We start from the raw sequence: 23,975 nt of genomic DNA, 5'->3' as shown, positions 1-23,975 counted from the left end.
TCCCATGTCTTCCACGCTTCTGTCCTGCGGTCTGCTGGTCATCAACGAACGGGGTGAGCTGCTGGTCGGGCATTCCACCGGGAGCACCCACTGGGATCTGCCCAAGGGTTTGATCGATCCGGGGGAGACGCCTATCGCGTGTGCGCTGCGGGAGGCGCGGGAGGAGTTCGGGCTCACCTTCGGGCCGGGGCGGCTGGTGGATCTGGGGCGTCATGCCTATTACCGGGGCAAGGATCTGCATCTGTTTGCGGTGCGCACCGATTCGGCGGCCACGCGGCCGGAGGCGTGCGTGTGCGCGAGCTTCTTCGATGACGAGCGCACAGGGTGCCGGCTGCCCGAGATCGATGCCTTCGCCTGGGCGGATGACGAGGTGCTAGGGCTGCGGCTGGCGGCGAGCATGCGTCGACTGCTGCTGGGGAAGGGCGTGCTGGCCGAGGCCCGAGGGCGGGTCGGGGGTGCCTAGTTACCCGTTTTGGGTGAATTAAAGCCCCTTTATTGGCTGTGGGTATTTGTTTGTCGTTGTTGGTGGCTTCCCCCTTCAGTACACTGCCCGCCCATGTCATCGGGTTAATGCTGAAGGGGCGGGGTTTGGTCGAGGTGGAGTGGGAGGGGTCGGGTGTCGTGCGCCGCTTGTCAGGGGTGGTGACGATCGACGACCTGGACGTGTCCGCCGCGCAGATCCTGGCCGACAAGCGGATCGGCCGCCTGCGCTATGGCATCCATGATTTCCGGGACGCCACCGACATCGACGTGCTGGACGATGACATCGAGTTCATGGCGATGCGGGCGGTGGTGGCGCTGGAAAGCAACGTGGTGATCCGCATTGCCTTTGTGGGCGATCAGCCGGTAGTCCATAAGCTGATCGAGGCTTTTACCCGCTTGGGCTGCGGGCGGGTGCCGTGCCGGCGTTTTGACTCGATGGCCGCCGCCCGGTGCTTTGCGACGCTGAATTTCTGAGGCGGCGGGGGGGCTTTTCCGGCGGCATCCAGCGCACGCGGCTTGCCCCGCAGCGGGCCGGCTCCGATAATCGATGCCTCTTTCCCTTACCAGGAGCGCTTCGATGCAACCCACAACCCCCGCCCGTCGCCGTTTTGCCGTCCTTTCCCTCGCCGCCGGTGCGCTGTGTTTGCTGGGGAGCGGGGTTGTCCAGGCGCAGACCCCGGCCTACCGCGCCGAGTACCGGCTGTCCACCACGCTGGGCACGGCGTTTCCGTGGGGCCAGGCGGGCGAGCGCTGGATCGAGCTGGTGAAGGAGAAGACCCAGGGCCGCATCAACATCAAGCTGTATTCGGGCAACTCGCTGGTAGGCGGCGACCAGACCCGCGAATTCACCGCGATCCGCCAGGGCGTGATCGACATGTCGATCGGTTCGACCATCAACTGGTCGCCGCAGATCAAGGAGCTCAACCTCTTCTCGCTGCCCTTCCTGATGCCCGACTACAAGGCGATGGACGTGCTGACCCAGGGCGAGGTGGGCAAGGAGCTGTTCGCGGTGCTCGAGAAGCGCGACGTGATCCCGCTGGCGTGGGGCGAGAACGGCTTCCGCGAGCTGTCGAACTCCAAGCGCCCGGTGGCCACCCCGGCCGACCTGAAGGGCATGAAGTTCCGCGTGGTGGGCTCGCCGCTCTATAACGAGACCTTCACCGCGCTGGGCGCCAACCCCACCCAGATGAGCTGGGCCGATGCGCAGCCGGCGCTGGCCTCGGGCGCGGTGGATGGGCAGGAGAACCCGCTGTCGGTGTTCGTCGGCGCCAAGCTGCCCACCGTCGGCCAGAAGCACCTGACCCTGTGGCACTACGTGGCTGATCCGCTGATCTTCGTGGTGAACAAGAACGTCTGGAACAGCTGGACCCCGGCCGACCGCGAGGCCGTGAAGCAGGCCGCCCTGCAGGCCGGCCGCGAGAACGTGGAGAAGGCCCGCAAGGGCATCGCCGGCACCGACAACGCGGTGCTCAAGCAGATCGAGGCGGCCGGCGTCACCGTCACCCGCCTGACGCCCGAGCAGCGCACCGCCTTCGTCCAGGCCACCCGGCCGGTGTACGACAAGTGGTCCAAGCAGATCGGTGCCGATCTGGTGAAGAAGGCCGAAGCGGCCATCGCCAAGCGCTGAGCCGGTTGCCCCTGTAGGTCGGACTTCAGTCCGACATCACGGGCTGAACAAGGCGTTTGTTGGACTGAAGTCCGACCTACAGGATCGTTCGGCCCCTGATCTCCCCCCATCCACGATTTTCCCTCCCCCTCATGTCCCCACCCGACAAGACCGCCCCAGGCGGCAAGTTCTCCCTCGGCGCCATCGAGCGCTTTCTGATGGCCGCCTCGATGGGCGTGCTGTGCCTGCTCACCATGGCCAACGTGCTGGTGCGCTATTTCACCGACATCTCCTTCGCCTTCACCGAGGAAATCTCGGTGGCGCTGCTGGTGGTGATGACGCTGGTGGGCGCGTCCCACGCCTTTGCCAGCAACCACCACATCGCGATCACCTTCTTCGTCGATCGCTGGCCGGCGATCAAGCCGCTGGCCCACCGCCTGGCGATGCTGTGCTCGCTGGTGATGTTCGGGCTGCTGGCCTGGTATGGCGTGCTGATGGCCTGGGATGACTACAGCTTCGAGGTCACCTCGCCGTCGCTGGGCGTGCCCCAGTGGTGGTACACGGTGTGGCTGCCGGTGCTGTCGATGCTGATCGTGCTGCGCCTCGTGGCGCTGCTGCTGCGGAGGGCCAAGTGATGGACTGGCTGCTCTTCGGGCTTTTTGCGGGGCTGATGCTGGCCGGCGTGCCGCTGGCGGTGGCGATGGGCCTCGCCGGCGTGGCGGTGGTGGCCGCGGCCGACCTGGGCATGCTGTCGCTGCCCACCAATGTCTATACCGGCATCGCCAAGTATCCGCTGATGGCGATCCCGGTCTTCGTGATCGCCGGCCTCATCTTCGAGCGCGCCGGCGTGGCGGCGACCATCGTGCGCTTCGCGTCGGCGCTGGTGGGCCAGCGGCGCGGCAGCCTCGCCATCGTGGCGATCCTGGTGGCGATGATCCTGGGCGGCATCTCGGGCTCCGGCCCGGCGGATTCGGCCGCGGTGGGGGCTGTGATGCTCCCGTCGATGCTCAAGGCCGGCTACCCGCGCTCCTTCACCGCCGGGGTGATCGCCGCGGCGGGCTCGACGGATATCCTGATCCCGCCGTCGATCGCCTTCGTGATCTACAGCCTGCTGGTGCCCCAGGCGTCGGTGCCGGCGCTGTTCGCGGCGGGGATGATCCCCGGCATCCTGTCGGGCCTGACGCTGATCCTGGTGGCCTGGGCGCTGTCGGTGAAGCACGGCTTCGAGGCCGAGGTGGATGAAGCCCGCCCGCCCTTCTGGCAGAGCCTCAAGGACGCCGGCTGGGGCCTCGCGGCGCCGGTCATCATCCTGGGCGGCATGCGCAGCGGCTTCTTCACGCCCACCGAGGCGGCGGTGGTGGCGGTGTTCTACGGCCTGGTGGTGGGCATGGTGATCTACCGCTCGCTCACCTGGAAGGATGTGTACGGCGTGCTGGTGGAATCCGCCGAGATATCGTCGGTGATCCTCACCGTGGTGGCGCTGGCCAGTGTCTTCGCGTGGGGCAGCAACACCCTCGGCACCTTCGACCACCTGGCCGCCGCGCTGCTCGGCACCGGGCTGTCGGAGATCCCGATGCTGCTGTCGATCCAGCTGCTGCTGCTGATTGCCGGGATGTTCCTCGACGCCATCTCGATCTACTTCATCTTCCTGCCGCTGCTGGTGCCCATCGCCACTCACTTCGGCTGGGATCTGGTGTGGTTCGGGGTCATCATCACCATGAACATGGCGCTGGGCCAGTTCCACCCGCCGCTGGGCGTCAATCTGATGGTCACCTGCCGGATGGCCAACGTGACGATGGAATCCACCGTGCCGTGGGTGCTGTGGATGATCGCCGCGATGGCGGGCACCATGCTCCTGGTCACCTTCGTGCCAGACATCGCCCTGTGGCTGCCGCGCCACCTGGGGTATCTGTAATGCAGTGCACAAGCGCGTAGCAGAAAATCGCACCGGGCCGTAAAGTTGCGGCACATCACGTCGCTATAATCGGCCCGGAATGCGTATTTCCCCTTCACGCCTGCCATGAAGACCAGGACCACACTCTACGATCTGCTCGGACTGCCACCCACGGCAACCGAGGCCGACATCCATGCTGCCCAGCTCCGGCTGGTTCGCCACTATCAGTCCGGCCCCCACGGCATGGACCAGGTGGACGCCGACAACCAGATCAAGGTGGTCAAGGAGGCCTGCTGGATTCTGTCCGACCCCGGCCGGCGCGCCGCCTATGACGCCAGCCTGGCGCCCACCCAGCCCGAGCTTCCGCCCGGGCTTGGCGTGCCTGCCGGCGTGCTGCCGGTGGATCTGCCGCCGCCCCGCGTCTTCAAGCCGCGCCCGCCCCTGCGCACCATGCTCACCGTGATTGGCGGGCTGCTCGCGGTGGCGGTGGGCATCCAGATCTTCATGTCCATCTTTGCCTTCCGCCAGATGTCCCCGGCCGACAACGGCGCCATGAACGCCGCCCAGGCCAGGGCCGCGGCGGCCGAGCGGCGGCAGATATACGGCGATCTCACCGACGAGGAGATCGCCCGCCAGGCCACCGAGGAGCGCCGTCGCCGCGAGGCCTATCAGCAGGCCGAGGCCGAGCGTCGCGCCGAATACGAACGCCGCGAGGCCGAGCGCCGCCACGAGATGGCCCTGGCCGAGCGCAAGCAGTACGCCGATCAGATCACCAACAGCGTGGAGCGCGCCGAAGAAGAGGCCCGCCGCAAGGCCGAATGGGAGCGCCAGCAGAAGGAAGCCCGCGATCGCGCGGAAGAAGCCCGTGAACAGGCCCGCCTGGAGCAGCGCCTTGCCCGCGAGCGCGCCCGGCTGGGAATGGGTTCCGGCTACTGACACCTCGCCCCGCCGGTTTCGGGGCGCGCGGGGCGGCTTTGCGGGATAATCCGGCATGACTTCCACGCCGCTCCCGCCGCCGGACGACGCTTCCGGCTCCGACCCCAGCTTCGTTCCGCCCCCCGCCGCCATTGCCGCGGCGCCCTTCGACACGCTCGGCCTGCCGCCCGCGGTGCTCGCCAATCTGGCCCGCCTCGGCTACCACACCATGACGCCGATCCAGGCCGCCAGCCTGCCCGTGGCGCTGGCCGGTCACGATCTGATCGCCCAAGCTAAAACTGGCAGCGGCAAGACGGCGGCCTTCGGCCTGCCGCTCCTCCAGCGCCTCGACGCCCGCCGCTTTGCGGTGCAGGCCCTGGTGCTGTGCCCCACCCGCGAGCTGGCCGAGCAGGTCGGGCAGGAGCTGCGCCGCCTCGCCCGCGCCGAAGACAACATCAAGATCCTCACCCTGTGCGGCGGCTCGCCGATCCGCCCCCAGGCCGACAGCCTCGCCCACGGCGCCCACGTGGTGGTCGGCACGCCCGGCCGGCTGATGGACCACATCTCCCGCGGCAGCCTCAAGCTCGACGCGCTGGCCACGCTGGTGCTCGACGAGGCCGACCGGATGCTCGACATGGGCTTCTTCGACGACATCGCCTACGTCGCCAAGGCCTGCCCGAAGCATCGCCAGACCCTGCTGTTCTCGGCCACCTACCCGGAAGGCGTGGTGCGCCTGGCACGCCAGTTCATGCGCCAGCCCCAGGAGATCGCGCTGCCCGAGCAGCACGAGGCCGACAAGATCCGCCAGCGCTTCTTCGAGGTGGCGGCGGACCAGCGCCTCGCCGCGGTCGGGCTGCTGCTGCGCCACTATCGCCCGGAAAGCACTCTGGCCTTCTGCAACACCAAGCAGCAGTGCCGCGATCTCATCGACGTGCTCCACGCCCAGGGCTTTCACGTGCTGGCGCTGCACGGCGAGCTCGACCAGCGCGATCGGGATCAGGTGATGGTGCAGTTTGCCAACCGCAGCTGCTCGGTGCTGGTGGCCACCGACGTCGCCGCCCGCGGCCTCGACGTGGCCGGGCTGGAAGCCGTCATCAACGTGGACGTGACGCCGGACCCGGAGGTGCATGTCCACCGTATCGGCCGCACCGGCCGCGCCGACGAGAACGGCTGGGCGCTCAGCCTGGTCGGCCCCTCCGAGAAAAACCGCGTCGCCGCCATCGCCCGCGCCAACGGCTTCGAGCCCCAGTGGGAATCCCTCGCCGAGCTCCACGCCGAAGACCAGCCGGTACCCCAGCCGCCGATGGTCACGCTACAGATCCTCGGCGGGCGCAAAGAGAAGATCCGCCCCGGCGACGTGCTCGGCGCCCTCACCGGCGAGGCCGGCTTTAGCGCCAGCCAGGTGGGCAAGATCAACGTGAACGACCAATCCACCTACGTGGCGGTGGAGCGCGGCATCGCCCGCCAGGCCCTGAAGCGCCTCGCCGACGGCAAGATCAAGGGCAAGAAGGTCCGCGTCTTCCTGCTCGACGAGTAAACTTCGCGCCTTCGCCAGACATCGCTTCCATCATGGCCGACACCCCATCCCATCGCTTCACCGAGCCGGAGATCGCCGGCGTCTACCGGGCCATCGCCGAGCGGCGCGACATGCGTCACTTCCGCCCTGATCCGGTCGATCCGGCGCTGCTCAATCGCCTGCTGTGGGCTGCTCACCATGCCCCCAGCGTGGGCTACATGCAGCCCTGGCGCTTCATCCGCATCACCGACCGCGCCCTGCGCGAGCGGATGCACGAACTCGTCGAGGTGGAGCGCCGCGCCACCGCCCAGGCCCTGGGCGAGCGCGAGGACGACTTCATGCGGCTGAAGGTGGAGGGCCTGCTGGAGGCTGGCGAGGTGATCGTCGTGGCCCTGGCGGACGGCCGCGAGAAGCATGTCTTCGGGCGCCGCACGCTGCCCGAGATGGACCTCGCCTCGGTGGCCTGCGCGATCCAGAACATGTGGCTGGCCGCCCGCGCCGAGGGCATCGGGCTGGGCTGGGTGTCGATCTTCGATCCGGTCGAGCTGGCCGCGCTGCTGGGCATGCCCGAAGGCGCCCGCCCGGTGGCGATCCTGTGCATCGGCCATGTGGAGCAGTTCTACCCGCGCCCGATGCTGGAGATGGAACACTGGGCCGAGCGCATGCCCATCGAGACGGTGCTGGCCGAGAACGTCTGGCCCGAGCCTTCAGCGGGCTGAAGCGCCGGCCAGTCGGCGCCGGGCGACCAGCCAGGTGCCGCCCATCAGCAGCACCACGCAACACAGCAGCGCCCAGCCGCGCAGCAGCAGGGCCGTCGCGTCGGCCTCATCGCCGCTGCCGTGCAGCGCGCCGGCGGCCACCGCCAGCGCGATCAGCGCCGCCACGCCCGTCGCCGCCCGGCCATACAGGCGGGCCAGCGGGTAGCAGGCCAGCGCCGCGTTGAGCGTGGCCGCGAGGAATCCCTGGCTGATCTGTACTGCGATGGTCAGCGGCCCGGTTTCCGGCACCGGCATCAGCTTCGTCGCCACGATCACCGCCTGGCCGTACAACATCACCCCCGCCAGCATCACCACCGGCAGCAGGGCCACCCTTAGCGCGACGTCGGCGCGGCTCACGAGCCGGCAACCACGCCGCCCAGCGGGTCGGCGGCCGGTTGCGTGCCGAGCGGCAGGAGTTTCTGCAGGGTCTGGATGTAGCGCTGCAGGGCGCCCATCCCGGTGGGGGTGAGGCTGTAGCTGGTCTGGGCGCGGCCGGGGCCTTCGCTGCGGCGCAGGCTCACGTAGTCGGCGGCGATCAGCTTCTTGAGGTGCGATTCGAGGTTGCCGTCGGAAACCTGCAGGTTGCGCTTGAGTTCGGAAAAGCTGGCTTCGTCGCAGCCGGCCAGGAAAGCGGCGATCTGGGTGCGCAGGGGCTGGTGGAGGAGCGGGTCGAGGTTGTCCATGGGGCGGCCCGCCGGGTGGCGGGCGTCGGTTGGGGTGTTTCAGTTTTCTGGTGCGCCGGGTACCGCTTGCATCCCGGGAAGCAGGGGATACGGGCCTTTGGCCGGACGCGCACGGCCGCCCCGAAGCGGCCGGCCCGCCCCCTGTGGGGGGGGTGAGGCAGGGACTTCTTGGAGCATGGCTCCATGCCTGCCGAACGGGCCGGCTGTGTAAAGCCGGCCCTCCGCGCCGCAGGCGCTTCGGGGGGCATCCTTCACTTCAGATTGAATTCTGCACGCATCGAGCCCGGATTGCGCCCGTCCTTCTCGCCGGGCACGGCGATCTCGAAGTGGCCGCCGACCACCTGGTTGCCGGCTTTCCAGGTCTTGCCGTCGAGGCTGGCCCAGTGCTTGTAGGTGTACAGATCCTGCTTGGTGCGCACGGTGAGCACGCCGCGGGCTTCTTCCTGCAGCAGGCTGCCGTGGATGCGCGTCTCCACCGGCAGCGGCGCGCCGGCGGGGTAGAGCAGGATGAAGGGCTGGTCGGCAGGCGGCGTGTCGCCGAAGCGCACGACCGGCAGGCGGGCCATCTCGTCGCCACCGGGGGGAATGCCGGCGCAGGCGGTCAGCGCGCAGGCGCCGAGGATGCTGAGGGTGCGGAGGATCATCGTGGTGCTCCTGGGTGAGGGAAGGTTTCAGTTGCGGGGATGGCCGTGGAAATCCACCACCAGCGCCGACTCCACCACCGGGCCGGCGGTCGGGTCGAGGCGGGCGCGGATCCACGGGATGGAGATCCAGCGGGTTTCGCGGGCGAGCTGCCACGGCTCGCCGGGCAGGCGCAGGTCGCCGGTGGGCGTGCCGTCGCGCAGCAGGATCTCCACCGGGCGGTCGAGGGTGAGGGGCAGCACGGCGTCCGGCGCCGGGCGGAACAGGTCGCCGGACACCGCCACCTTCACCGGCACCGGCTGGCCGGCGGGCAGGCGGACGATGGTCTCGCCGGCCGGGGCCGCGCCGGCCCGGTAGTCGGCCAGGGCGGTGACGGGCAGCTCGGGCGGCAGGCTGGAAGCGGCCACGCGGTGGGCGACGAGGGGCACCGCCAGCACCGCCACCGTCCAGCCCACGGACTGCCCGAGGCGTACCAGGAAGGGGCGCGCGCGGCCGTGGTCGAGGAGCAGCGACAGCAGCGGCAGGCCGATGCCGAACACCGCCGCGGCGATCCACTTCATCGTCTCGAAGGGCAGCCGGGCGACGAGGCCCGCCACGCCGATGGCGATGATGATGCCGCCGGTCCATTCGAGCACTTCTTCCGAGAACAGGCCGTGGACGTAGAACGCCAGCCCGATCATCACCAGCCAAACGGTGCACAGCATGTAGGCGCCGCCGTAGAAGAAGGTGGCGAAGGTGAACAGCGTGCCCACAGCCATCAAGAGCCACAGCAGCTTGACCACCTGGCGGTGGATGAACGACCAGGTCTCGTCCCGCGCGGCCTTCACGCGGCGGGTCAGGTGCCAGTCGGCAAAGCCGGTGCCGCCCAGCACCGCGGCGAGCAGCAGCAGCCAGGCCACCGCGCGGCTGGCGGTGTCGGGGATCTGCTCGGCGGTGAATACCAGATCGCTCGCCGCGAACAGCCCGGCGCCGGCGAGGCCCCACAGGATCAGGCTGTGGCGCTCCATGCGCAGGTTGCGTTGGCCGCGGGTGAGCATGGACTGGATGCTGTCGAGCTGGCGGGTGATCGGGTCGGCCATGGTCGGATATTCCGTGAGGTTTTACTCTGCGGTTCAGAGTTTATTGCTCTGAAATTCAGAGTGTCAACCACCGCGAGGTCACGGCCCCTTCCCGGTCGCGCCCGAGCCGCTACAATGCCGCCTCTTTTCCATCAGCACGGATGTACCCCGCCATGTGGTTCCGCAACCTCCAGATCTACCGTCTCCCCGAAAACTGGGCGCTCACCGCCGACACGCTGCAGGAAAAGCTCGCCGCCCGTCCTTTCCAGCCCTGTGGCAGCCAGGACATGGCGAGCCGCGGCTGGAGCTCGCCCACCAAGGACGACCGCTTCGTGCTGCCGGTGAAGGGCCATTTCCTCATCTCGCTGGCCGTCGAGCAGAAGCTGCTGCCTTCGTCCGTCGTCAATGACGTGGCTGCCGACAAGGCCGAGATGATCGAGGCCCAGCAGGGCTACAAGCCCGGCCGCAAGCAGATGAAGGAGATCAAGGAGGCCGTGCTCCAGGAGCTGCTGCCCCGCGCCTTCACCCGCCGCCGCCGCGTGTTTGCGTGGATCGACCCGGTGGGCGGCTGGCTCGTCATCGACGCCTCCAGCCCGGCCCGCGCCGAGGAAGTCCTCGAAGCCCTGCGCGACACCCTCGACGAGCTGCCGGTGAAGATGGTCAAGACCAGGCTGTCGCCGGTGTCGGTGATGACCGGCTGGCTGGCCGCCAACGAGGCCAGCGGCAACTTCACCATCGACCTGGACTGCGAGCTGCGCGCCGTCACCGACGAGAAGGCCGCCGTGCGCTACGTGCGCCACGCGCTGGACGGCAAGGACGTGCAGGACCACCTCGCCGCCGGCAAGCTCCCGACGCGCCTCGCGCTCACCTTCGACGACCGGGTGAGCTTTGTGCTGACCGAGAAGATGGAGATCAAGCGGGTCGCCTTCCTCGACATCATCAAGGAGGAAGCCGACAAAAACGCCGAATCCGCCGACATGCAGATGGAGGCCGATTTCGCCCTGATGAGCGGTGAACTGTCCCGCCTGATCCCCGCGCTGCTGGAGGTGCTGGGGGGTGAGGACAAGGAAACGGTGATCTGACCCGCAGCCGGGCAGCCGGCGTCAATCAAAAGTGCCGTCAGGTGTCGGAATTTTTAACACCTGGCGGCATTTTTTCGTCCGGCGGTCGTTGGAGGGCGCCCAGAGTGGGCGTCTGACGATTTTCTCAAATCGTTGATTTTTATAAATACCCAAACCGGGTTCATGGTTCGGGCGTGTCCCCGAAAAGCCCATGGCTCAACGTTCTTGGCCATTTTGGGCGACAAGACCCTCGCGGCAGGACAGGGGCATCTTGTGTTTTTTGGCATGGCTTATGCGTCTGTCCGGATATCGCTCGCTGGAAGGCTGGCGCGCGCATTTCTGACCGCATCGGGAGGGTTTTCCATGTCGAGAAGCACTGAATCTCCGACGTTCGCGGGCGCCCGCCTGCGACAGCTTGCCGGCGCACTGGGCGTGGCCGGCGCGATGTTTGCCGCGGCGCCGGCCCACGCGCTGCTGGTGAACATGCAGAACTTCAACAGCCTGGCCGACTTCACCCTCAACGGCGTCACCGCCACCATCGACACGGGCGGTATGGGCGTGGTCGGCCCCAATGTCGGCGACGAGCGCGTGCTGCGCCTCACCAACAACTACGCCCAGTCGGGCAGCGCCTTCCTGACCAACGCCATCTCGCTGGCTTCGGACGCGTCCTTCTCGAGCTACTTCGAGTTCCAGTTCACCAACCAGGGCGGTGGCGGCGCCGACGGCATCGTGTTCACCGTGCAGACCGTGGCCAACACGGCTGGCGGCGGCGGTGGCGGGATCGGTTACGACGGGCTCGCCAACAGCGTGGGCGTCGAGTTCGACAACTGGGACAACGGCCCCTGCGACGGCAACAACGGCAACCACGCGGGCATCAACCTTGCTGGCAGCGTGTGCTCGGTGGTGCGCGCTGACACCCTGCCGGCGCAGCTCGACAGCGGCAGCATCTTCCACGCCTGGGTGGATTACAACGGCGTGACCGACAGCCTCGAGGTGCGTCTGGCCCTCAACGACACCCGCCCGGCGGCCGCGTTGATGAGCTACACCGTCGATCTGGTGTCGGTGCTCGGCACCACCAATGCGTTCGTCGGCTTCACCTCGGGCACCGGCGCGGCGACGGCCGACCACGACATCCGGCGCTGGGTGTTCAACAGCGAGTTCGCCCCGGTGGTCGACCCGACCAATCCGGGCGGCGGCACCGTGCCCGAACCCGGCATCCTGGCCCTGATGTTGAGTGGTCTCGGCTGGTTGGGGGTGCGTCGTTTGCGCGGCTGAGTCAGCCCCGGCTCAACCGTCCGGCGGCCTCGCGGCCGCCGTTTTTCATGGGCGGGTGGATTCGTCGAAGCCCATGAACTGGGCGGTGAAGCGGGCCTTTCCGGTGGCGAGGAAGCGCTGGAAATCCCACTCGCCGGGGCCAAGCCGGCTGGCGAATTCGGGCTTGAAGACGTAGGTCCAGGCGGCGAGCGAGCGGCCGTCGGCGGTGTGCACCGTCACCTGCTCGCGGCTGTATTCGATGCCTTCGAACGCGTCGAGGCGCGGCCAAGCGGATTCGGGCAGGTCGAGGTAGAGCACGCCTTCGACCCGTTCGCCAGGGGCGGGCACCATGCCGGGGTATTCCTCGTCCGTCACCGGCGAGCGCCGGAAGCCGTCGAGGGTGGCGGCGACGAAGGGTGCGCGGGTGGCGCACACGGCGCCCATGATGTCTTCGCACATCAGCGAGCCGTAGGTGAAGCAGTGGGTGGGTTCGGGCGGCATTCGGGAGCTCCGGGGAAAGGTCAGGATGCGGGCAGGAGGCGCTCGCGCAGCACCGCGGCGGCGCTGTCGGTGGCCACCAGGATCAGCTTGAGGGTGGCCCGGGTGGCGCCGACGAAGAGGCGCCGGATGGCGGCGGCGTCGAGCTGGGTGAAGTCGATCTCGGTGAGGATCACGCAGGGCGCGGCCCGGCCCTTGAAGCGGTGCACCGAGTCGATGAGGATGTCGCCGTCGGTGAGGATCGGGTTGCCCAGCAGGTCGTAGCGGCCGGTGGGCGCCTTGAGCGGGAGGTTGCCCAGCCGGGTGAGGGGCGTGAGCAGCGAATGCTCGCGGCCCCGGTAGGTGACGAGGGCGATATGCGGCCGCTTGAAGCCGAGCCCGACGGCGCGGGTGAGGGCGCGGGTCGAGGCGGTGGCGAGATCATCCGGGCCGGCGTAGCTGATGATCTCCACCTCGGCGCCTTCGATCGGGCTGCCGGCTTCCACCCCGCGGCCGGGGAGCAGCCGGTTGAGGCTGGTGAGGATGTCCCGCGGGCTGCGGTAGTTGGTGTCGGCGTGGAGCACGACCCAGCCGGGCAGATCCACCGGCGGGCGGGCGTAGAGGTTCTGCAGCGGGTCTTCGAGCCACCAGGCGCGGCCGCCGGGGCGCAGGAAGCGCAGCAGGTTGCGGGCCCAGCCGGCCTGGAAATCCTGGCCTTCGTCGATGATGAGCTCGTCCACCTGGTCGGCATCGGCGGGCTGGAGGTCGTCGAGGGCGGCTTCGAGGCGGGCGAAGGCATCGGGCCGGGTGAAATCCGGCGCCTCGCCGCGGGCCCGCAGCAGCCGGTCGGCCAGCTGGTGGTAGGTGACCACCACGCCGCCGGGCGGGGCGATCAGCGCGATGTGGTCGGCCAGCGGGCGGTTGTAGCACACGTACATGGGCTGCCTTCCGGCGGCCAGGGCGTCCCGGTAGGCGGCCATCGCCAGCTGGGTCTTGCCCGATCCGGCGGTACCCACCACGCGCAGGCGGAAGGGCGTGAAGTCGATCCGCCGCGCCCAGTCGGTCAGCCCGCCGGCGAGCCGGGTGTACAGGGCGTGGGCCTCGCCGACGATGGCATGTACCTCGGGCACGAGCTCCAGCACGTCGCCCAGGAAGCGCTCGACCCTGGCCCGGTTGATGAGCCGCGGGCCGCTGGCGGGCAGGATGGCGCGGATCACCTCGACCAGATACTGGCGCCGGGTGGCGTCCACGATGCGCGCCGGGTCGATGCCGGCCGTGCCGGGCGCCCGCACGGTGTAGTCGGGGCAGAACAGCAGGGCGTCCACCTCGATGGGCTCGCCCTCGCACACGGCGCGCAGCCGGTTGGTGAGGGCGTCCACGTTGCGGGCGAGCTGCATCGCCACCTGCTTGTCCTTCTGGCCGTAGCGCTTGACGAGGCCGTCCGGGGTTTCGGCCAGGAAGCCGGATTTCTGCTCGACCAGCAGCAGCTTGCCGGTGGGGCCGACGATGGCGAAGTCGATCTCGCCGACGATGGCGTGGCGGCCCTGGTGGATGCGGGTCCAGTGCACGCCGTGGAAGATCGTGTAGTCGTCGGAGAGGCCGTCAGCGAGCTGGGCGAGGGTCTCGATCTCGCGCTGGGCGGCGCCGGTGGCGGCCAGCTCGCGCCAGCCTGCGGGATGAACGATGGCCATGGGTGTCGACGGAATATGGTAGCGTGGCCCGGATGCCGTCCGGGCAGCCGGATGTGCCCCATTCTGTCAGAAAGGAAGCCCCTGATGCGCTATCGCAACGCCTTTGCCGCGATCGTCCTCGGCCTCGCCGCCAACCATGCCAGCGCCGACGAGGTGGGCTGCGTGACCACCACCTGGAAACTCATCGGCGCCAACCACAAGGTGTGCGTCGAGGCCTTCCACGACGCCAGGGTGCCGGGCGTGACCTGCCACGTGAGCCAGGCCCGCACCGGCGGCGTGTCGGGCAGCCTGGGGCTGGCCCAGGACCCGTCCCAGTTCTCGCTGGCCTGCCGCCAGACCGGCCCGATCACCCTGCCGGCCAAGCTGCCCGAGAACGAAGTGGTGTTCTCGGAGGACACCTCGCTGGTGTTCAAGGAAACCCGCATCGTGCGGATGTTCGACAAGGCCAACAACACGCTGGTGTACGTCGCCATCAGCCGTAAGCTGATCGACGGTGCGCCGGCCAACAGCATCTCGACGGTTCCGGTGATGCCCTGGGGCGCGAAGTAGCGCCGGATCGGCCGGTTCAGGTTCCGTCGCGGGTCGGCGGCACGCTGTCGGTCTCGGGGTCGATGTCGAGGCCCCAGTCGCCGAAGGTGTACCAGTCTTCGCCCAGCATCTCGGCCGGGTGCAGGGTGCGGCCCGAGCCGTTGCCGCAGGCGAGGGCGTCCGTCGGGCAATACTTGTCGCAGCCCCAGCAGATGCGCTCGGGGTGCTTCGGGTGCAGGGGAAACTTCTTGGCCATGGCGTGGCGCTGGAGTAGTTGAGTGTTTTTCTCGGATATCGGCAGCTTACCCCCGCCAGCCGGACGCGCTTTGATCCACGCTAACAAAACGCGGCGCTGGAGCCCGTCCGCAGTGCGATCAGCCCTGCGCCGTTGATACCCGTCAAGGTCATGGCGCCCGGGCGGCGGTGACAATCGGGCCATCCCTTACCGAGGCTGCCGTCATGTTCCGCATCTCCGCCTATCTCCGCGAAATCGCGGCGCCCACGCCGATCGGGCCGAAGCGCAACCCGCCGGGCCCGGTGGTGATCTGGAACCTGATCCGCCGCTGCAACCTCACCTGCAAGCACTGCTACTCGATCTCGGCCGACAAGGATTTCGCCGGCGAGCTTTCGACCGACGAGATCTTCCGCACCATGGACGACCTCAAGGCCTTCCGGGTGCCGGTGCTCATCCTCTCCGGCGGCGAGCCGCTGCTGCGCCCCGACATCTTCGAGATCGCCGGGCGCGCCAAGGCGATGGGCTTTTACGTGGGCCTGTCGTCCAACGGCACGCTGATCGACGACAGCAACATCGACGCCATCGCCGCCGCCGACTTCGACTACGTGGGCGTCAGCCTCGACGGCATCCGCGAGACCCACGACAAGTTCCGCCGCCTCGACGGCGCCTTCGACCGCTCGCTGGCCGGCCTGCGCCGCTGCCGCGCGCTGGGCGTGAAGGTGGGCGTGCGCTACACCATGACCCAGGACAACGCGTCTGACCTGCCCGGCGTGCTGCAACTGGTGGAGGACGAAGGCATCGACCGCTTCTACTTCTCGCACCTCAACTACGCCGGCCGCGGCAACAAGAACCGCGCCGACGATGCCCGCCACATCCTCACCCGCGACGCCATGGAGCTGCTCTTCGAGACCGCCTGGCGCTATGAGGAGCGCGGCCTCACCCGGGATTTCACCACCGGCAACAACGACGCCGACGGCCCGTTCTTCGTGCAGTGGGTGCGCCGCCGCTTCCCCGAGCGGGCCGACCACATCGAGGCGAAGCTGATGCAGTGGGGCGGCAACTCCAGCGGGGTGAATGTCGCCAACATCGACAACCTGGGCAACGTGCACCCCGACACCATGTGGTGGCACCACACGCTGGGCAACGTGCGCGAGCGCAAGTTCGGCGACATCTGGACGGACGTCTCCGACCCGCTGATGGCCGGCCTCAAGCAGTCGCCGCGGCCTGTTACCGGCCGCTGCGCCGAGTGCCGCTACCTCGCCATGTGCAACGGCAACACCCGCGTGCGCGCCCAGCAGCTCACCGGCGACCCGTGGCAGGAAGACCCCGGCTGCTACCTCGACAACGCCGAGATCGGCGTGGCCGAAGGCGGGCGGCTGGAGGTGAAGCCGTGGGTGCGCCTGCAGCCGGCCGCCTGATCCGCCCACCGCGCCCCCATCTGACATCGGAACCGTGCGATGAAACGCCTGCTCTCCATCCTCACCCTCGCCACCCTGGCTTTCTCCGGCGCTAGCGCCGCCGCCGACGCCCCCGCGCTCTACACTCAGCACTGCCTGAGCTGCCACGGCGCCGGACGCCTGGGCGGCATGGGCCCGGCGCTGCTGCCCGAGAGCCTCGAACGCCTCAAGCGCAAGGACGCGGTCGCCACCATCCGTGAAGGCCGCGCCGCCACCCAGATGCCGCCCTTCGGCCAGACGCTGCAGCCCGACGAGATCGACGCCCTGGCCGGCTGGATCTACTCGCCGGTGAGCCCCGCGCCCAGTTGGAGCGAGGCCGACATCCGCGCCTCGCGCACCGAGCCCTTCCCGCCCGGCAGCCTGCCCGACGCGCGCCAGGGCGACGTGGCCAAGGCCGACCCGATGAACCTGTTCATCGTCGTCGAGGCTGGCGATCACCACGTGAGCGTGCTCGACGGCGACCGCATGGAGCGGATCTTCCGCTTCCCGTCGCGCTACGCGCTGCACGGCGGGCCGAAGTTCACGCCGGACGGCCGCTACGTGTTCTTCGCGTCGCGGGATGGCTGGGTGAGCAAGTTCGACATCTGGAACCTGAAGGTCGTCGCCGAGGTGCGCGCTGGCATCAACACCCGCAACGCGGCGGTGTCGTCCGACGGGCGCTTTGTTGCGGTGGCCAACTACCTGCCGGGCAATCTGGTGATCTTCGATGCCGATCTCAAGCTGCTCAAGGTCATCGACGGGCGCAACCTCAAGGGCGACGCCGCGTCGCGCATCTCGGCCGTGTACGACGCCGCCCCGCGCAAGAGCTTCATCGTCGGCCTGAAGGACCTGCCGGAGATCTGGGAAGTCTCGTACGACCCGGCCGCCAAGCCCTTCTTCAACGGCTACGTGCACGACTACAAGATGGGCGAGGCCATCGCCACGCCGGGTTACCTCAACCCGCGCCGCACCATGCTCGACGTGCCGCTGGACGACTTCTTCTTCACCCAGGATTACGCCAACCTGGTCGGCGCCAGCCGCGAAGGCCGCGGGCAGGTGATCAACCTCGACGTGCGCCGCCCCATCGCCGCGCTGGATCTGCCCGGCATGCCGCACCTGGGCTCCGGCATCTCGTGGCTGCGCGACGGGCGCCGGGTGGTGGCGAGCACCAACCTGAAGGACGCCCAGGTGAGCGTGATCGACATGCAGAACTGGCAGACGCTGGCGACGATCCCCACGCTGGGCCCGGGTTTCTTCCTGCGCAGCCACGAGAAGAGCCCCTACGCGTGGGTCGATTCGATGATGAGCCCGACGGCGAAGGACACCCTGCAGGTCATCGACAAGCAGCAGATGAAGGTGGTGGCCCAGGTGCGCGAGCCGGGCAAGACCTTCGCCCATGTGGAGTTCGACCGCTACGGCCGCTACGTGATCGCCAGCCTGATGGAGAAGGACGGCGCGCTGATCTTCCTCGACGCCAGCACCTTCAAGGAAATCAAGCGCCTGCCCGCCAGCAAGCCCATCGGCAAGTACAACCTCTTCAACAAGATCCAGCGTTCGGAAGGCACCAGCCACTGAGGGCCAGGCGGGCCATCAGCAGCCCAGCGCCATCCGTTTTTCCACGTAGGTCCGGCGGCGGTTGAGAAGTTGTTCGGCGGAGCCCGGCGATTGGGGGTGGAGGAGCGCAGCGTCCACGCCCTCGATCACTTCCTGCAGCTCGGCGCACAGGGCGGCCTTGTCGGTGGCGTCGCTGGCAGCGTGGACTTCCAGGCGTTCGGGCGCGGCTGGTGGCGGCACCGGGCTGGGCGAGCGGGCGGCCGTCTGCTGGTGGGGGAAGGGGCTCTCCGTCTGCGGGGCGGCGCTCCAGCCGTCCGTGCGGAAGTGATCGGACCAATAGGCGATTCCCGCCGCCAGGGCCAGGGCGGCGAGCAGGGCGGAACCTTCCTTCACGATTGCGTCTCATTCGGCATGGCCGCGAATTTATCACCCATTCCGGGCCTTCGTATGCGACCTGCACCACGCCAACCGTTCATCAGCTTGACCGCGCTCAAGGTTCACTGGGGGCGATTGGGCCAATCTGGTGTCCGCACCGGCGTTTCCGCCACTTTTTCCAGAGCATCCCATGACCGATATCACCACGCCCATCATTGTCGACGCCCGCGGTCTGATGCCGCCGGAACCCCTCAACCTTACCCTCGAGGCCCTCGACACCTTGCCGCCGGACGGCGAGGTGATCCTGATGCTTTATCGGGAGCCGGGGCCGCTGTACGACATCCTGCGGCGCAACGGCTACACCCATCGCACCGAGGCCACGGACGGCGGGGAGTTTCACATCCACATCCGCCACGCGGCCGCCGCCTGAGGCTGTGTTTCAGTCGTGGAGGGCCAGCTTGGCGGCGTCGTGGATCACGATGTGCTTGCCCTGCACCGAGATCAGGCCGGCTTCGGACAGCTCGTGGAAGATGCGCGAGAGGGTTTCCGGGGTCAGGCTCAGGCGCGAGGCGATCACCTGCTTGCTGGTGGGCAGCTCCACCTCATGACGCCCGCCCGGCGCGCAGGGGGCGCTTTCGGCCAGCTGCAGCAGGTAGCCGATGACCCGCTGGGTGGACGAGCGCAGCGCGTAGGATTCCACGTCGCGCACCATCGAGTGCAGGCGGATCGACATGCCCGCCAGCAGCTTGCGGGCAAAGCGCGGGTCCTGCTCGATCTGGTCGAACACCGCGCCCGCGCCGATGTGCAGCAGCAGGGTGTCGGAGAGCGCCTCGCCGAGCACCGGATAGGGTTGGTCGAGGAACATCACCGCCTCGCCGAAGCTCTGCAGCGGGCCGAGGATCTCGACGACCTTCTCGTTGCCCTGGGCCGAGGTGAAGGCCAGCTTGATCTGCCCCCACACGACCAGGAAGAAACCCTTGGGGTGTTCGCCCCGCTGGAACAGCCGTTCGCCTTTCTGCAGGCGCTTTTCCCGCGAGGCCGCCGCCATGTGGGCGAGGTCTTCGGGCGACAGGGCGCTGAACAGGGGCATCCGGCTCAGCAGGCCGGGGATGTCGATCTTGTCGTTACTCATGGCGGACTTTCAACGTGGGCGGCGGCAAGCCCCTGATTCTAACCCCGGGCGCGCGCTTCACAGCCGGCCTTGGGGCCATTTGCTGACTTTTTGACTCATCAAACATGGAAAAGCCCATCCAGCTCCAGCCCCGACCCGCCGCGCCGCCCCCGGTGCCGCCCGCACCCGCGTCCCGCGCGGCGATCCTCTTCGCCGCGCCCCACCGACCGATGTTTCTCGCCGGGGCGGTGCAGAGCGTGCTGGTCTTCCTCCCGTGGGTGTGGGAGCTCCTCGCCCGCACCGGCGCGGTGGCCGGCCCCGCGTGGCCGTGGCCGCCGGGCTGGGTGCATGGGCTGTGGGCGGCCTACGGGGTGTTCCCGTTCTTCGTGTTCGGCTTCCTGATGACCGCCATGCCCCGCTGGCAGGGCATGGCCGACACGTCGGGCAGCGTCGCCCGGCGGCCGTGGCTGGGGCTGGTCTCGGGCTGGCTGGTGTTCGATCTGGGCCTGCTCACCGGCGCCGCGTGGCTGCGGGTGCTCGGACTGGCGCTGGTGCTGGTCGGCTGGGGGCTGGCGCTGGCGGTGCTGCATCCGGTGGCCTTCCGGGAGGGCAAGCCACGGCTGCACGCGGGCACCGCCTGGCTGGCGCTGGCGGCGGGCGCGGTGGGGCTGGTGGCGTGGATCGTCTTTGCGGCCACGGGCACGCCGCTGGCGGCGCGGGTCGGCCTGTCGATCGGCGTGTATGGGCTGCTGGCGCCGCTTTTCATGGTGGTCAGCCACCGGATGATCCCGTTCTTCTCCAGCTCGGCACTGCCCCGCTACGAGGTGGTGCGGCCGGACTGGACCCTGCGGGTGCTGCTGGGCGTGAGCGTGGTCCACGGCCTGCTGGACATCGCCGGGCTGGCCGGCTGGGCCTGGCCGTTGGATCTGCTGGGCGCCGGCACGGCCCTGTGGCTGAGCTGGAAGTGGCAGCTGCCGCGCAGCTTCGAGGTGCGCCTGCTGGCGATGCTGCACATCGGTTTCCTGTGGCTGGGCATCGCATGGCTGCTGGCCGGGGTGCAGGGTGTGCTGCATCTGGCCGGCGTCGAGACGCTGGGCCTTGCGCCGCTGCATGCGCTGGCGGTGGGCTACTTCGCGACGATGACCCTGGCGATGGTGTCGCGCGTCACCCTGGGCCACTCGGGGCGTCCGCTGGTGGCCGACGAGCTCACCTGGCGGCTCGCCCTCGGGCTGCACGGGGTCGCGCTGCTGCGGGTGCTGTCCGACGTGCTGCCGGCCGGGCAGGCGCTGCTGCTGTTGGCGGCAGGCATCGGCTGGCTGGTCGTCTTCCTGCCCTGGGCGAGCCGCCTTGTGCCCATCTACCTGACCCGGCGCAGCGACGGTCGGGACGGCTGATCGGCGGCCTGGCGGTGATAAGTCACTGTTCCGATCCGGAATCTGCGGTTGGCGTGACATCCGTCGCCCTGGCGTGGGACTTCCTGCCTTGGCAATGGCCGCAGTCCCATGCACCATCGCGGAAACTGGAAAAATTGATAAAACAGGATGACGTTAGATCACGCCTCCCGGGAAACGTGGAACTGCGTTGCCGGGCGTTTGTTGCCCGGGAGCAGTCTGCTCGATGCCCTCTCCTGCCTGCTCACCCAGGGCCTCGATACCGTGGCGGTGGGGGACGACGGGCCGGGGCAGCGTTACCTCGGCGCCCACACGGTGCTGCGCGCGCTGCAGGCGGGCCTGCCGGCAGAGACGCCGGTCTCCGAACTCGCGCTGGCTGAAAGCGCCGCCGCGGCGGGCAGCGAGGCGCCCGGCGCAGCGGCCCTGATCAACGGCCTGCCCCTGCGCATGTGGCTCAAGGGGCGCGATGGCCGCTACCTCATCGTGAATCGGAGTTTTGCCGAGTCTTGCGGGCAGGCGATGCCCCAGGCGGTGGTCGGCAAGACCGATCTCGAGCTCTTCTCCCGGTCCGTGGCCGATACCGAGCGGGCCGAGGACGCCCAGGTGATGCAGGAGGGCCAGCCCCTCAGCCGGGTGGACCGGATCGACGGCGATGGCACGGTCTGGTTCGAGACCTACAAGGCGCCGGTGCGCAGCCCCGACGGGCTGGTCGTCGGCACCGTGGGCGTGGCCTACGACGTGAGCGAGCGGGTGCGCGAGCAGCGTTCTGCCCAGCGCAGCCGCAAGAAGCTCGCCGACGTGCTGGCCACCATCGGCGAAGGCATCTGGGATTACAACCTCGTCACCGGCCGCTTCAGCCACAACCGCCACTGGTGCACCATGCTGGGCCTCGACGACCGCTGGCTCAACCACGCCATGGCCGACCTGCAGGCCCTGATCCACCCGGAAGACCGGGAGCGGGTCGATGCCGCAGTGGCCGCCTGCCTCGAAGGCGGCGGCACCTACGTGGCCGAATACCGCCTGTCCCACGCCGACGGCCACTGGCTGTGGGTGCGCGACCGCGGCGACGTGGTGGATTACGACCAGGATGGCCGCCCGCGGCGGATGGTCGGCAGCATCGCCGACATCAGCGCCATGCGCAGCACCACCCAGGCCCTGCTGGAAAGTCAGATCCGCTACCAGCAGGTCTTCGACAGCGTGCGCGAGGTCATCTTCCAGACCGATGCCCGCGGCCGCTGGCAGCTCCTCAACCCCGCGTGGGCCGAGATCACCGGCCATGCGGTGGATGAATCCATCGGCCGCAGCTTCCTCGACTTCCTGCACCCGGACGACCAGGACGCCCGCCGCGAAGCCCTCAAGCCGCTGGTCGAGCGCGCCCAGGACCACTGCAGCGCCACCCTGCGGGTGAAGTGCCGCGACGGCAGCTTCCGCTGGCTGGATCTGTACGCCCGCGCCATCGTCGATGCCGACAACACCCTCGTGGGCACCTCCGGCACCCTCAACGACGTCACCGCCCGGGTGGCCGCCGAAGACTACCTGCGCCTCACCGCCAGCGTGTTCCGCCACGCCCACGAGAGCATCATCATCACCGACCCGGATGCCCGCATCCTCGAGGTGAACGACAGCTTCTGCGCCCTCACCGGCTACACCCGCGACGAGGTCATCGGCCAGCACAGCCGCCTGCTGCGCTCCGGCCTGCACGACGCGGCCTACTACGACGCCATGTGGGCCGACCTGCTGCGCGACGGCGTGTGGCAGGGCGAAACCTGGAGCCGCAAGAAGAACGGCGAGTTCTACGCCCAGCTCGGCAACATCTCGGCGGTGCGCAACGAAGCCGGCCAGACCACTCACTACGTGGGCCTGTTCACCGACATCACCGACATGAAGGAGAACCAGCGCCAGCTCGAGCACCTCGCCTACCACGACGTGCTCACCCAGCTGCCCAACCGAAGCCTGCTGGCCGACCGGATGCGCATGTCCCTGGCCCAGGCCGAGCGCAACGGCACCCTGGCGGCCGTCGCCTATCTCGACCTCGACGGCTTCAAGCCGGTCAATGACAGCCTCGGCCACCACGTGGGCGACCGCCTGCTGGTGGAGATCGCCCGCCGCCTGCAGGCCTCCACTCGCGCCGGCGACACCGTGGCGCGGATGGGCGGCGACGAGTTCGCGCTGATCTACAACGGCCTCGAGCACGCCGACGAATGCGAGCAGGTGTTTGCCCGCCTGCTCGCCAGCATCTCCGCCCCGATCGCCGTCGACGGCCGCGAACTGAGCGTCACCGCCAGCATCGGCGTCACCCTGTGCCCCCTGGATGGCTCCGATCCCGAGGTGCTGCTGGCCCATGCCGACCAGGCCATGTATCTGGCCAAGCGCGCCGGCCGCAACCGTTTCCACCTCTTCGACCCCGAGCGCGACCGCCGCCTGCGTGCCCACCGGGACGCCCAGATCCGCGTCGAATCGGCCCTCTCCGGGGGCGAGCTGGAGCTCCACTACCAGCCCAAGGTCGATGCCCTCACCAACACCTTGTCCGGCGTCGAGGCGCTGATCCGCTGGAAACACCCGGAGCTCGGCCTGCGCCTGCCCGGCGAGTTCCTGCCCACGGTGAGCGAATCGCGCTGCGAGATCGACCTGGGCAAGTGGGTGCTCGCCACCGCGGTGGCCCAGCTCGACTCCTGGCGCGCGGCCGGCCTGGCCACGCGGATGAGCGTCAACATCTCGGCCCGCCACCTGGCGCACCCGGATTTCGTGCCCCATCTGCGCTCGGTGCTCGAAGCCCACCCCGAGCTCGACCCTGGCCTGCTGCAGCTCGAAGTGCTCGAATCCACCACGATGACCGACCTGTCCGGCATCGCCCGGATCATGGCGGCCTGCAATGACCTGGGCGTCAGCTTCGCCATCGACGACTTCGGCACCGGCTTCGGGTCGATGAGCAGCCTGCGTCGCCTGCCGGTGCGCAGCATCAAGATCGACCGCTCGATCATCCACAACATGCTCAACGACGAGGACGACCTTGCCACCGTGCAGAGCATGATCGGCCTTGCCGCCGCCTTCCGCCGCGAGGTCATCGCCGAGGGTGTCGAAACCCCGCGCCACCGTCAGGCGCTGGTCAAGCTGGGCTGCCATCTGGTCCAGGGGCACGGCATCGCCCGCCCGATGCCCGCAGCCCGGATGCAGCGCTGGATGCGCGCCTACGCCACCCGCCACTAGCACGTCCGCTCCGACGTCGGCGCGCCCAGCCTGCGCCGACATCCTCAATCCGCCCCGTTTCGTGCGACCATGCGCCTCGCGTGCTTGCCGACGCGGGCGC

Annotated in this window: 25 protein-coding genes; 16 read left to right on the top strand and 9 right to left on the bottom strand. The window is 68.8% G+C overall.

From position 1 onward, the window contains the following. Positions 1-4 precede the first annotated feature (4 nt). The 8 genes from GH681_RS16195 (at position 5) to bluB (ending at position 7,133) form a co-directional block, all read left to right on the top strand. Complete coding sequence (locus tag GH681_RS16195; RefSeq protein WP_153162534.1) at positions 5-463, top strand: NUDIX hydrolase; 459 nt, start codon at positions 5-7, stop codon at positions 461-463. 62 nt (positions 464-525) lie between these two features. Continuing rightward, complete coding sequence (locus GH681_RS16190; protein WP_153162533.1) at positions 526-957, top strand: hypothetical protein; 432 nt, start codon at positions 526-528, stop codon at positions 955-957. A gap of 103 nt (positions 958-1,060) precedes the next feature. Further along, positions 1,061-2,110: a DctP family TRAP transporter solute-binding subunit gene (locus GH681_RS16185; protein WP_228111940.1), complete on the top strand. Its 1,050-nt coding sequence runs from the start codon at positions 1,061-1,063 to the stop codon at positions 2,108-2,110. 131 nt (positions 2,111-2,241) lie between these two features. Then, positions 2,242-2,724: a TRAP transporter small permease gene (locus GH681_RS16180; protein ID WP_153162532.1), complete on the top strand. Its 483-nt coding sequence runs from the start codon at positions 2,242-2,244 to the stop codon at positions 2,722-2,724. Further along, positions 2,724-4,004: a TRAP transporter large permease gene (locus tag GH681_RS16175; RefSeq protein WP_153162531.1), complete on the top strand. Its 1,281-nt coding sequence runs from the start codon at positions 2,724-2,726 to the stop codon at positions 4,002-4,004. Before GH681_RS16180 ends, GH681_RS16175 begins: the two co-directional genes overlap by 1 nt. Before the next feature lie 105 nt (positions 4,005-4,109). Next, positions 4,110-4,919, top strand: a complete 810-nt coding sequence (locus tag GH681_RS16170; protein ID WP_153162530.1) for a DnaJ domain-containing protein — start codon at positions 4,110-4,112, stop codon at positions 4,917-4,919. A gap of 55 nt (positions 4,920-4,974) precedes the next feature. Continuing rightward, a complete protein-coding gene (gene dbpA / locus GH681_RS16165) occupies positions 4,975-6,435 on the top strand; it encodes an ATP-dependent RNA helicase DbpA (RefSeq protein ID WP_153162529.1) in 1,461 nt (486 codons plus the stop codon). A 32-nt stretch (positions 6,436-6,467) separates the two neighbouring features. Further along, entirely contained in the window at positions 6,468-7,133 is a 666-nt protein-coding gene (gene bluB / locus GH681_RS16160) for a 5,6-dimethylbenzimidazole synthase (protein ID WP_153162528.1), read from the top strand. Here the strand turns inward: bluB and GH681_RS16155 are convergent. The 4 genes from GH681_RS16155 to GH681_RS16140 form a co-directional block, all read right to left on the bottom strand. Continuing rightward, a complete protein-coding gene (locus GH681_RS16155; protein WP_153162527.1) occupies positions 7,122-7,529 on the bottom strand; it encodes a hypothetical protein in 408 nt (135 codons plus the stop codon). The genes bluB and GH681_RS16155 overlap by 12 nt on opposite strands. Then, complete coding sequence (locus GH681_RS16150; protein WP_153162526.1) at positions 7,526-7,855, bottom strand: transcriptional regulator; 330 nt, start codon at positions 7,853-7,855, stop codon at positions 7,526-7,528. The genes GH681_RS16155 and GH681_RS16150 overlap by 4 nt, the downstream gene beginning before the upstream one ends. A 251-nt stretch (positions 7,856-8,106) precedes the next feature. Continuing rightward, positions 8,107-8,499: a hypothetical protein gene (locus GH681_RS16145; RefSeq protein ID WP_153162525.1), complete on the bottom strand. Its 393-nt coding sequence runs from the start codon at positions 8,497-8,499 to the stop codon at positions 8,107-8,109. A 27-nt stretch (positions 8,500-8,526) separates the two neighbouring features. Then, positions 8,527-9,576: an MFS transporter permease gene (locus GH681_RS16140; RefSeq protein ID WP_153162524.1), complete on the bottom strand. Its 1,050-nt coding sequence runs from the start codon at positions 9,574-9,576 to the stop codon at positions 8,527-8,529. Between the two features lie 152 nt (positions 9,577-9,728). Here GH681_RS16140 and GH681_RS16135 point away from each other — a divergent pair, with 152 nt between their 5' ends. Together GH681_RS16135 and GH681_RS16130 are read left to right on the top strand one after the other, a co-directional pair. Continuing rightward, positions 9,729-10,637: a recombination-associated protein RdgC gene (locus tag GH681_RS16135; protein ID WP_153162523.1), complete on the top strand. Its 909-nt coding sequence runs from the start codon at positions 9,729-9,731 to the stop codon at positions 10,635-10,637. A gap of 342 nt (positions 10,638-10,979) precedes the next feature. Beyond that, positions 10,980-11,891: a PEP-CTERM sorting domain-containing protein gene (locus tag GH681_RS16130; protein WP_228111939.1), complete on the top strand. Its 912-nt coding sequence runs from the start codon at positions 10,980-10,982 to the stop codon at positions 11,889-11,891. Between the two features lie 45 nt (positions 11,892-11,936). On the opposite strand, the gene GH681_RS16125 is transcribed toward GH681_RS16130, so the two are convergent. Beyond that, positions 11,937-12,371, bottom strand: coding sequence for a gamma-glutamylcyclotransferase family protein (locus GH681_RS16125; RefSeq protein WP_153162522.1), 435 nt, complete (start codon positions 12,369-12,371; stop codon positions 11,937-11,939). Positions 12,372-12,391: 20 nt separating this feature from the next. Continuing rightward, positions 12,392-14,038: an ATP-binding domain-containing protein gene (locus GH681_RS16120; protein WP_153162521.1), complete on the bottom strand. Its 1,647-nt coding sequence runs from the start codon at positions 14,036-14,038 to the stop codon at positions 12,392-12,394. An 84-nt stretch (positions 14,039-14,122) separates the two neighbouring features. Here GH681_RS16120 and GH681_RS16115 point away from each other — a divergent pair, with 84 nt between their 5' ends. Next, positions 14,123-14,587, top strand: a complete 465-nt coding sequence (locus GH681_RS16115) for a CreA family protein (protein ID WP_153162520.1) — start codon at positions 14,123-14,125, stop codon at positions 14,585-14,587. A gap of 16 nt (positions 14,588-14,603) precedes the next feature. Here the strand turns inward: GH681_RS16115 and GH681_RS16110 are convergent, their stop codons facing one another. Continuing rightward, positions 14,604-14,822, bottom strand: coding sequence for a DUF3079 domain-containing protein (locus tag GH681_RS16110; protein ID WP_153162519.1), 219 nt, complete (start codon positions 14,820-14,822; stop codon positions 14,604-14,606). A gap of 203 nt (positions 14,823-15,025) precedes the next feature. Between GH681_RS16110 and nirJ the strand changes: the two genes are divergently transcribed. Both nirJ and GH681_RS16100 read left to right on the top strand, forming a co-directional pair. Then, on the top strand, positions 15,026-16,219 hold the full coding sequence (gene nirJ / locus GH681_RS16105; protein ID WP_153162518.1) for a heme d1 biosynthesis radical SAM protein NirJ: 1,194 nt from the start codon (positions 15,026-15,028) through the stop codon (positions 16,217-16,219). 39 nt (positions 16,220-16,258) lie between these two features. Continuing rightward, positions 16,259-17,812: a cytochrome D1 domain-containing protein gene (locus GH681_RS16100; protein ID WP_153162517.1), complete on the top strand. Its 1,554-nt coding sequence runs from the start codon at positions 16,259-16,261 to the stop codon at positions 17,810-17,812. A gap of 15 nt (positions 17,813-17,827) precedes the next feature. Here GH681_RS16100 and GH681_RS16095 read toward each other — a convergent pair whose 3' ends face one another. Further along, positions 17,828-18,184, bottom strand: coding sequence for a hypothetical protein (locus GH681_RS16095; RefSeq protein WP_153162516.1), 357 nt, complete (start codon positions 18,182-18,184; stop codon positions 17,828-17,830). Positions 18,185-18,356: 172 nt separating this feature from the next. Here GH681_RS16095 and GH681_RS16090 point away from each other — a divergent pair, with 172 nt between their 5' ends. Beyond that, a complete protein-coding gene (locus tag GH681_RS16090; protein ID WP_153162515.1) occupies positions 18,357-18,596 on the top strand; it encodes a sulfurtransferase TusA family protein in 240 nt (79 codons plus the stop codon). A 9-nt stretch (positions 18,597-18,605) separates the two neighbouring features. Here GH681_RS16090 and GH681_RS16085 read toward each other — a convergent pair whose 3' ends face one another. Further along, positions 18,606-19,298: a Crp/Fnr family transcriptional regulator gene (locus GH681_RS16085; RefSeq protein ID WP_153162514.1), complete on the bottom strand. Its 693-nt coding sequence runs from the start codon at positions 19,296-19,298 to the stop codon at positions 18,606-18,608. A gap of 104 nt (positions 19,299-19,402) precedes the next feature. On the opposite strand from GH681_RS16085, the gene GH681_RS16080 reads away from it, so the two are divergent. Together GH681_RS16080 and GH681_RS16075 are read left to right on the top strand one after the other, a co-directional pair. Beyond that, positions 19,403-20,671 (top strand): NnrS family protein, encoded by a 1,269-nt coding sequence (locus tag GH681_RS16080; RefSeq protein WP_153162513.1) that lies wholly within the window; start codon positions 19,403-19,405, stop codon positions 20,669-20,671. A 201-nt stretch (positions 20,672-20,872) separates the two neighbouring features. Further along, the gene (locus GH681_RS16075) at positions 20,873-23,875 is read left to right on the top strand and encodes an EAL domain-containing protein (protein WP_194271256.1); all 3,003 of its coding nucleotides are present in this window, start codon (positions 20,873-20,875) and stop codon (positions 23,873-23,875) included. The last annotated feature ends 100 nt before the right edge of the window (positions 23,876-23,975 follow it).

This window comes from Zoogloea sp. 1C4 (assembly GCF_009469605.1).
Lineage (GTDB): Bacteria > Pseudomonadota > Gammaproteobacteria > Burkholderiales > Rhodocyclaceae > Zoogloea > Zoogloea oryzae.
The sequence above is the reverse complement of the archived record's forward strand: the minus strand, read 5'-3'. Positions and strand labels throughout refer to the sequence as shown.

Bases quoted from the DNA above. Each gene is read 5' to 3' on its own strand.
- GH681_RS16195 (WP_153162534.1), top strand. From the start codon at position 5: ATGTCTTCCACGCTTCTGTCCTGCGGTCTGCTGGTCATCAACGAACGG.
- GH681_RS16185 (WP_228111940.1), top strand. From the start codon at position 1,061: ATGCAACCCACAACCCCCGCCCGTCGCCGTTTTGCCGTCCTTTCCCTC.
- GH681_RS16180 (WP_153162532.1), top strand. From the start codon at position 2,242: ATGTCCCCACCCGACAAGACCGCCCCAGGCGGCAAGTTCTCCCTCGGC.
- GH681_RS16175 (WP_153162531.1), top strand. From the start codon at position 2,724: ATGGACTGGCTGCTCTTCGGGCTTTTTGCGGGGCTGATGCTGGCCGGC.
- GH681_RS16170 (WP_153162530.1), top strand. From the start codon at position 4,110: ATGAAGACCAGGACCACACTCTACGATCTGCTCGGACTGCCACCCACG.
- dbpA (WP_153162529.1), top strand. From the start codon at position 4,975: ATGACTTCCACGCCGCTCCCGCCGCCGGACGACGCTTCCGGCTCCGAC.
- bluB (WP_153162528.1), top strand. From the start codon at position 6,468: ATGGCCGACACCCCATCCCATCGCTTCACCGAGCCGGAGATCGCCGGC.
- GH681_RS16150 (WP_153162526.1), bottom strand. From the start codon at position 7,855: ATGGACAACCTCGACCCGCTCCTCCACCAGCCCCTGCGCACCCAGATC.
- GH681_RS16145 (WP_153162525.1), bottom strand. From the start codon at position 8,499: ATGATCCTCCGCACCCTCAGCATCCTCGGCGCCTGCGCGCTGACCGCC.
- GH681_RS16140 (WP_153162524.1), bottom strand. From the start codon at position 9,576: ATGGCCGACCCGATCACCCGCCAGCTCGACAGCATCCAGTCCATGCTC.
- GH681_RS16135 (WP_153162523.1), top strand. From the start codon at position 9,729: ATGTGGTTCCGCAACCTCCAGATCTACCGTCTCCCCGAAAACTGGGCG.
- GH681_RS16130 (WP_228111939.1), top strand. From the start codon at position 10,980: ATGTCGAGAAGCACTGAATCTCCGACGTTCGCGGGCGCCCGCCTGCGA.
- GH681_RS16125 (WP_153162522.1), bottom strand. From the start codon at position 12,371: ATGCCGCCCGAACCCACCCACTGCTTCACCTACGGCTCGCTGATGTGC.
- GH681_RS16120 (WP_153162521.1), bottom strand. From the start codon at position 14,038: ATGGCCATCGTTCATCCCGCAGGCTGGCGCGAGCTGGCCGCCACCGGC.
- GH681_RS16115 (WP_153162520.1), top strand. From the start codon at position 14,123: ATGCGCTATCGCAACGCCTTTGCCGCGATCGTCCTCGGCCTCGCCGCC.
- GH681_RS16110 (WP_153162519.1), bottom strand. From the start codon at position 14,822: ATGGCCAAGAAGTTTCCCCTGCACCCGAAGCACCCCGAGCGCATCTGC.
- nirJ (WP_153162518.1), top strand. From the start codon at position 15,026: ATGTTCCGCATCTCCGCCTATCTCCGCGAAATCGCGGCGCCCACGCCG.
- GH681_RS16100 (WP_153162517.1), top strand. From the start codon at position 16,259: ATGAAACGCCTGCTCTCCATCCTCACCCTCGCCACCCTGGCTTTCTCC.
- GH681_RS16090 (WP_153162515.1), top strand. From the start codon at position 18,357: ATGACCGATATCACCACGCCCATCATTGTCGACGCCCGCGGTCTGATG.
- GH681_RS16085 (WP_153162514.1), bottom strand. From the start codon at position 19,298: ATGAGTAACGACAAGATCGACATCCCCGGCCTGCTGAGCCGGATGCCC.
- GH681_RS16080 (WP_153162513.1), top strand. From the start codon at position 19,403: ATGGAAAAGCCCATCCAGCTCCAGCCCCGACCCGCCGCGCCGCCCCCG.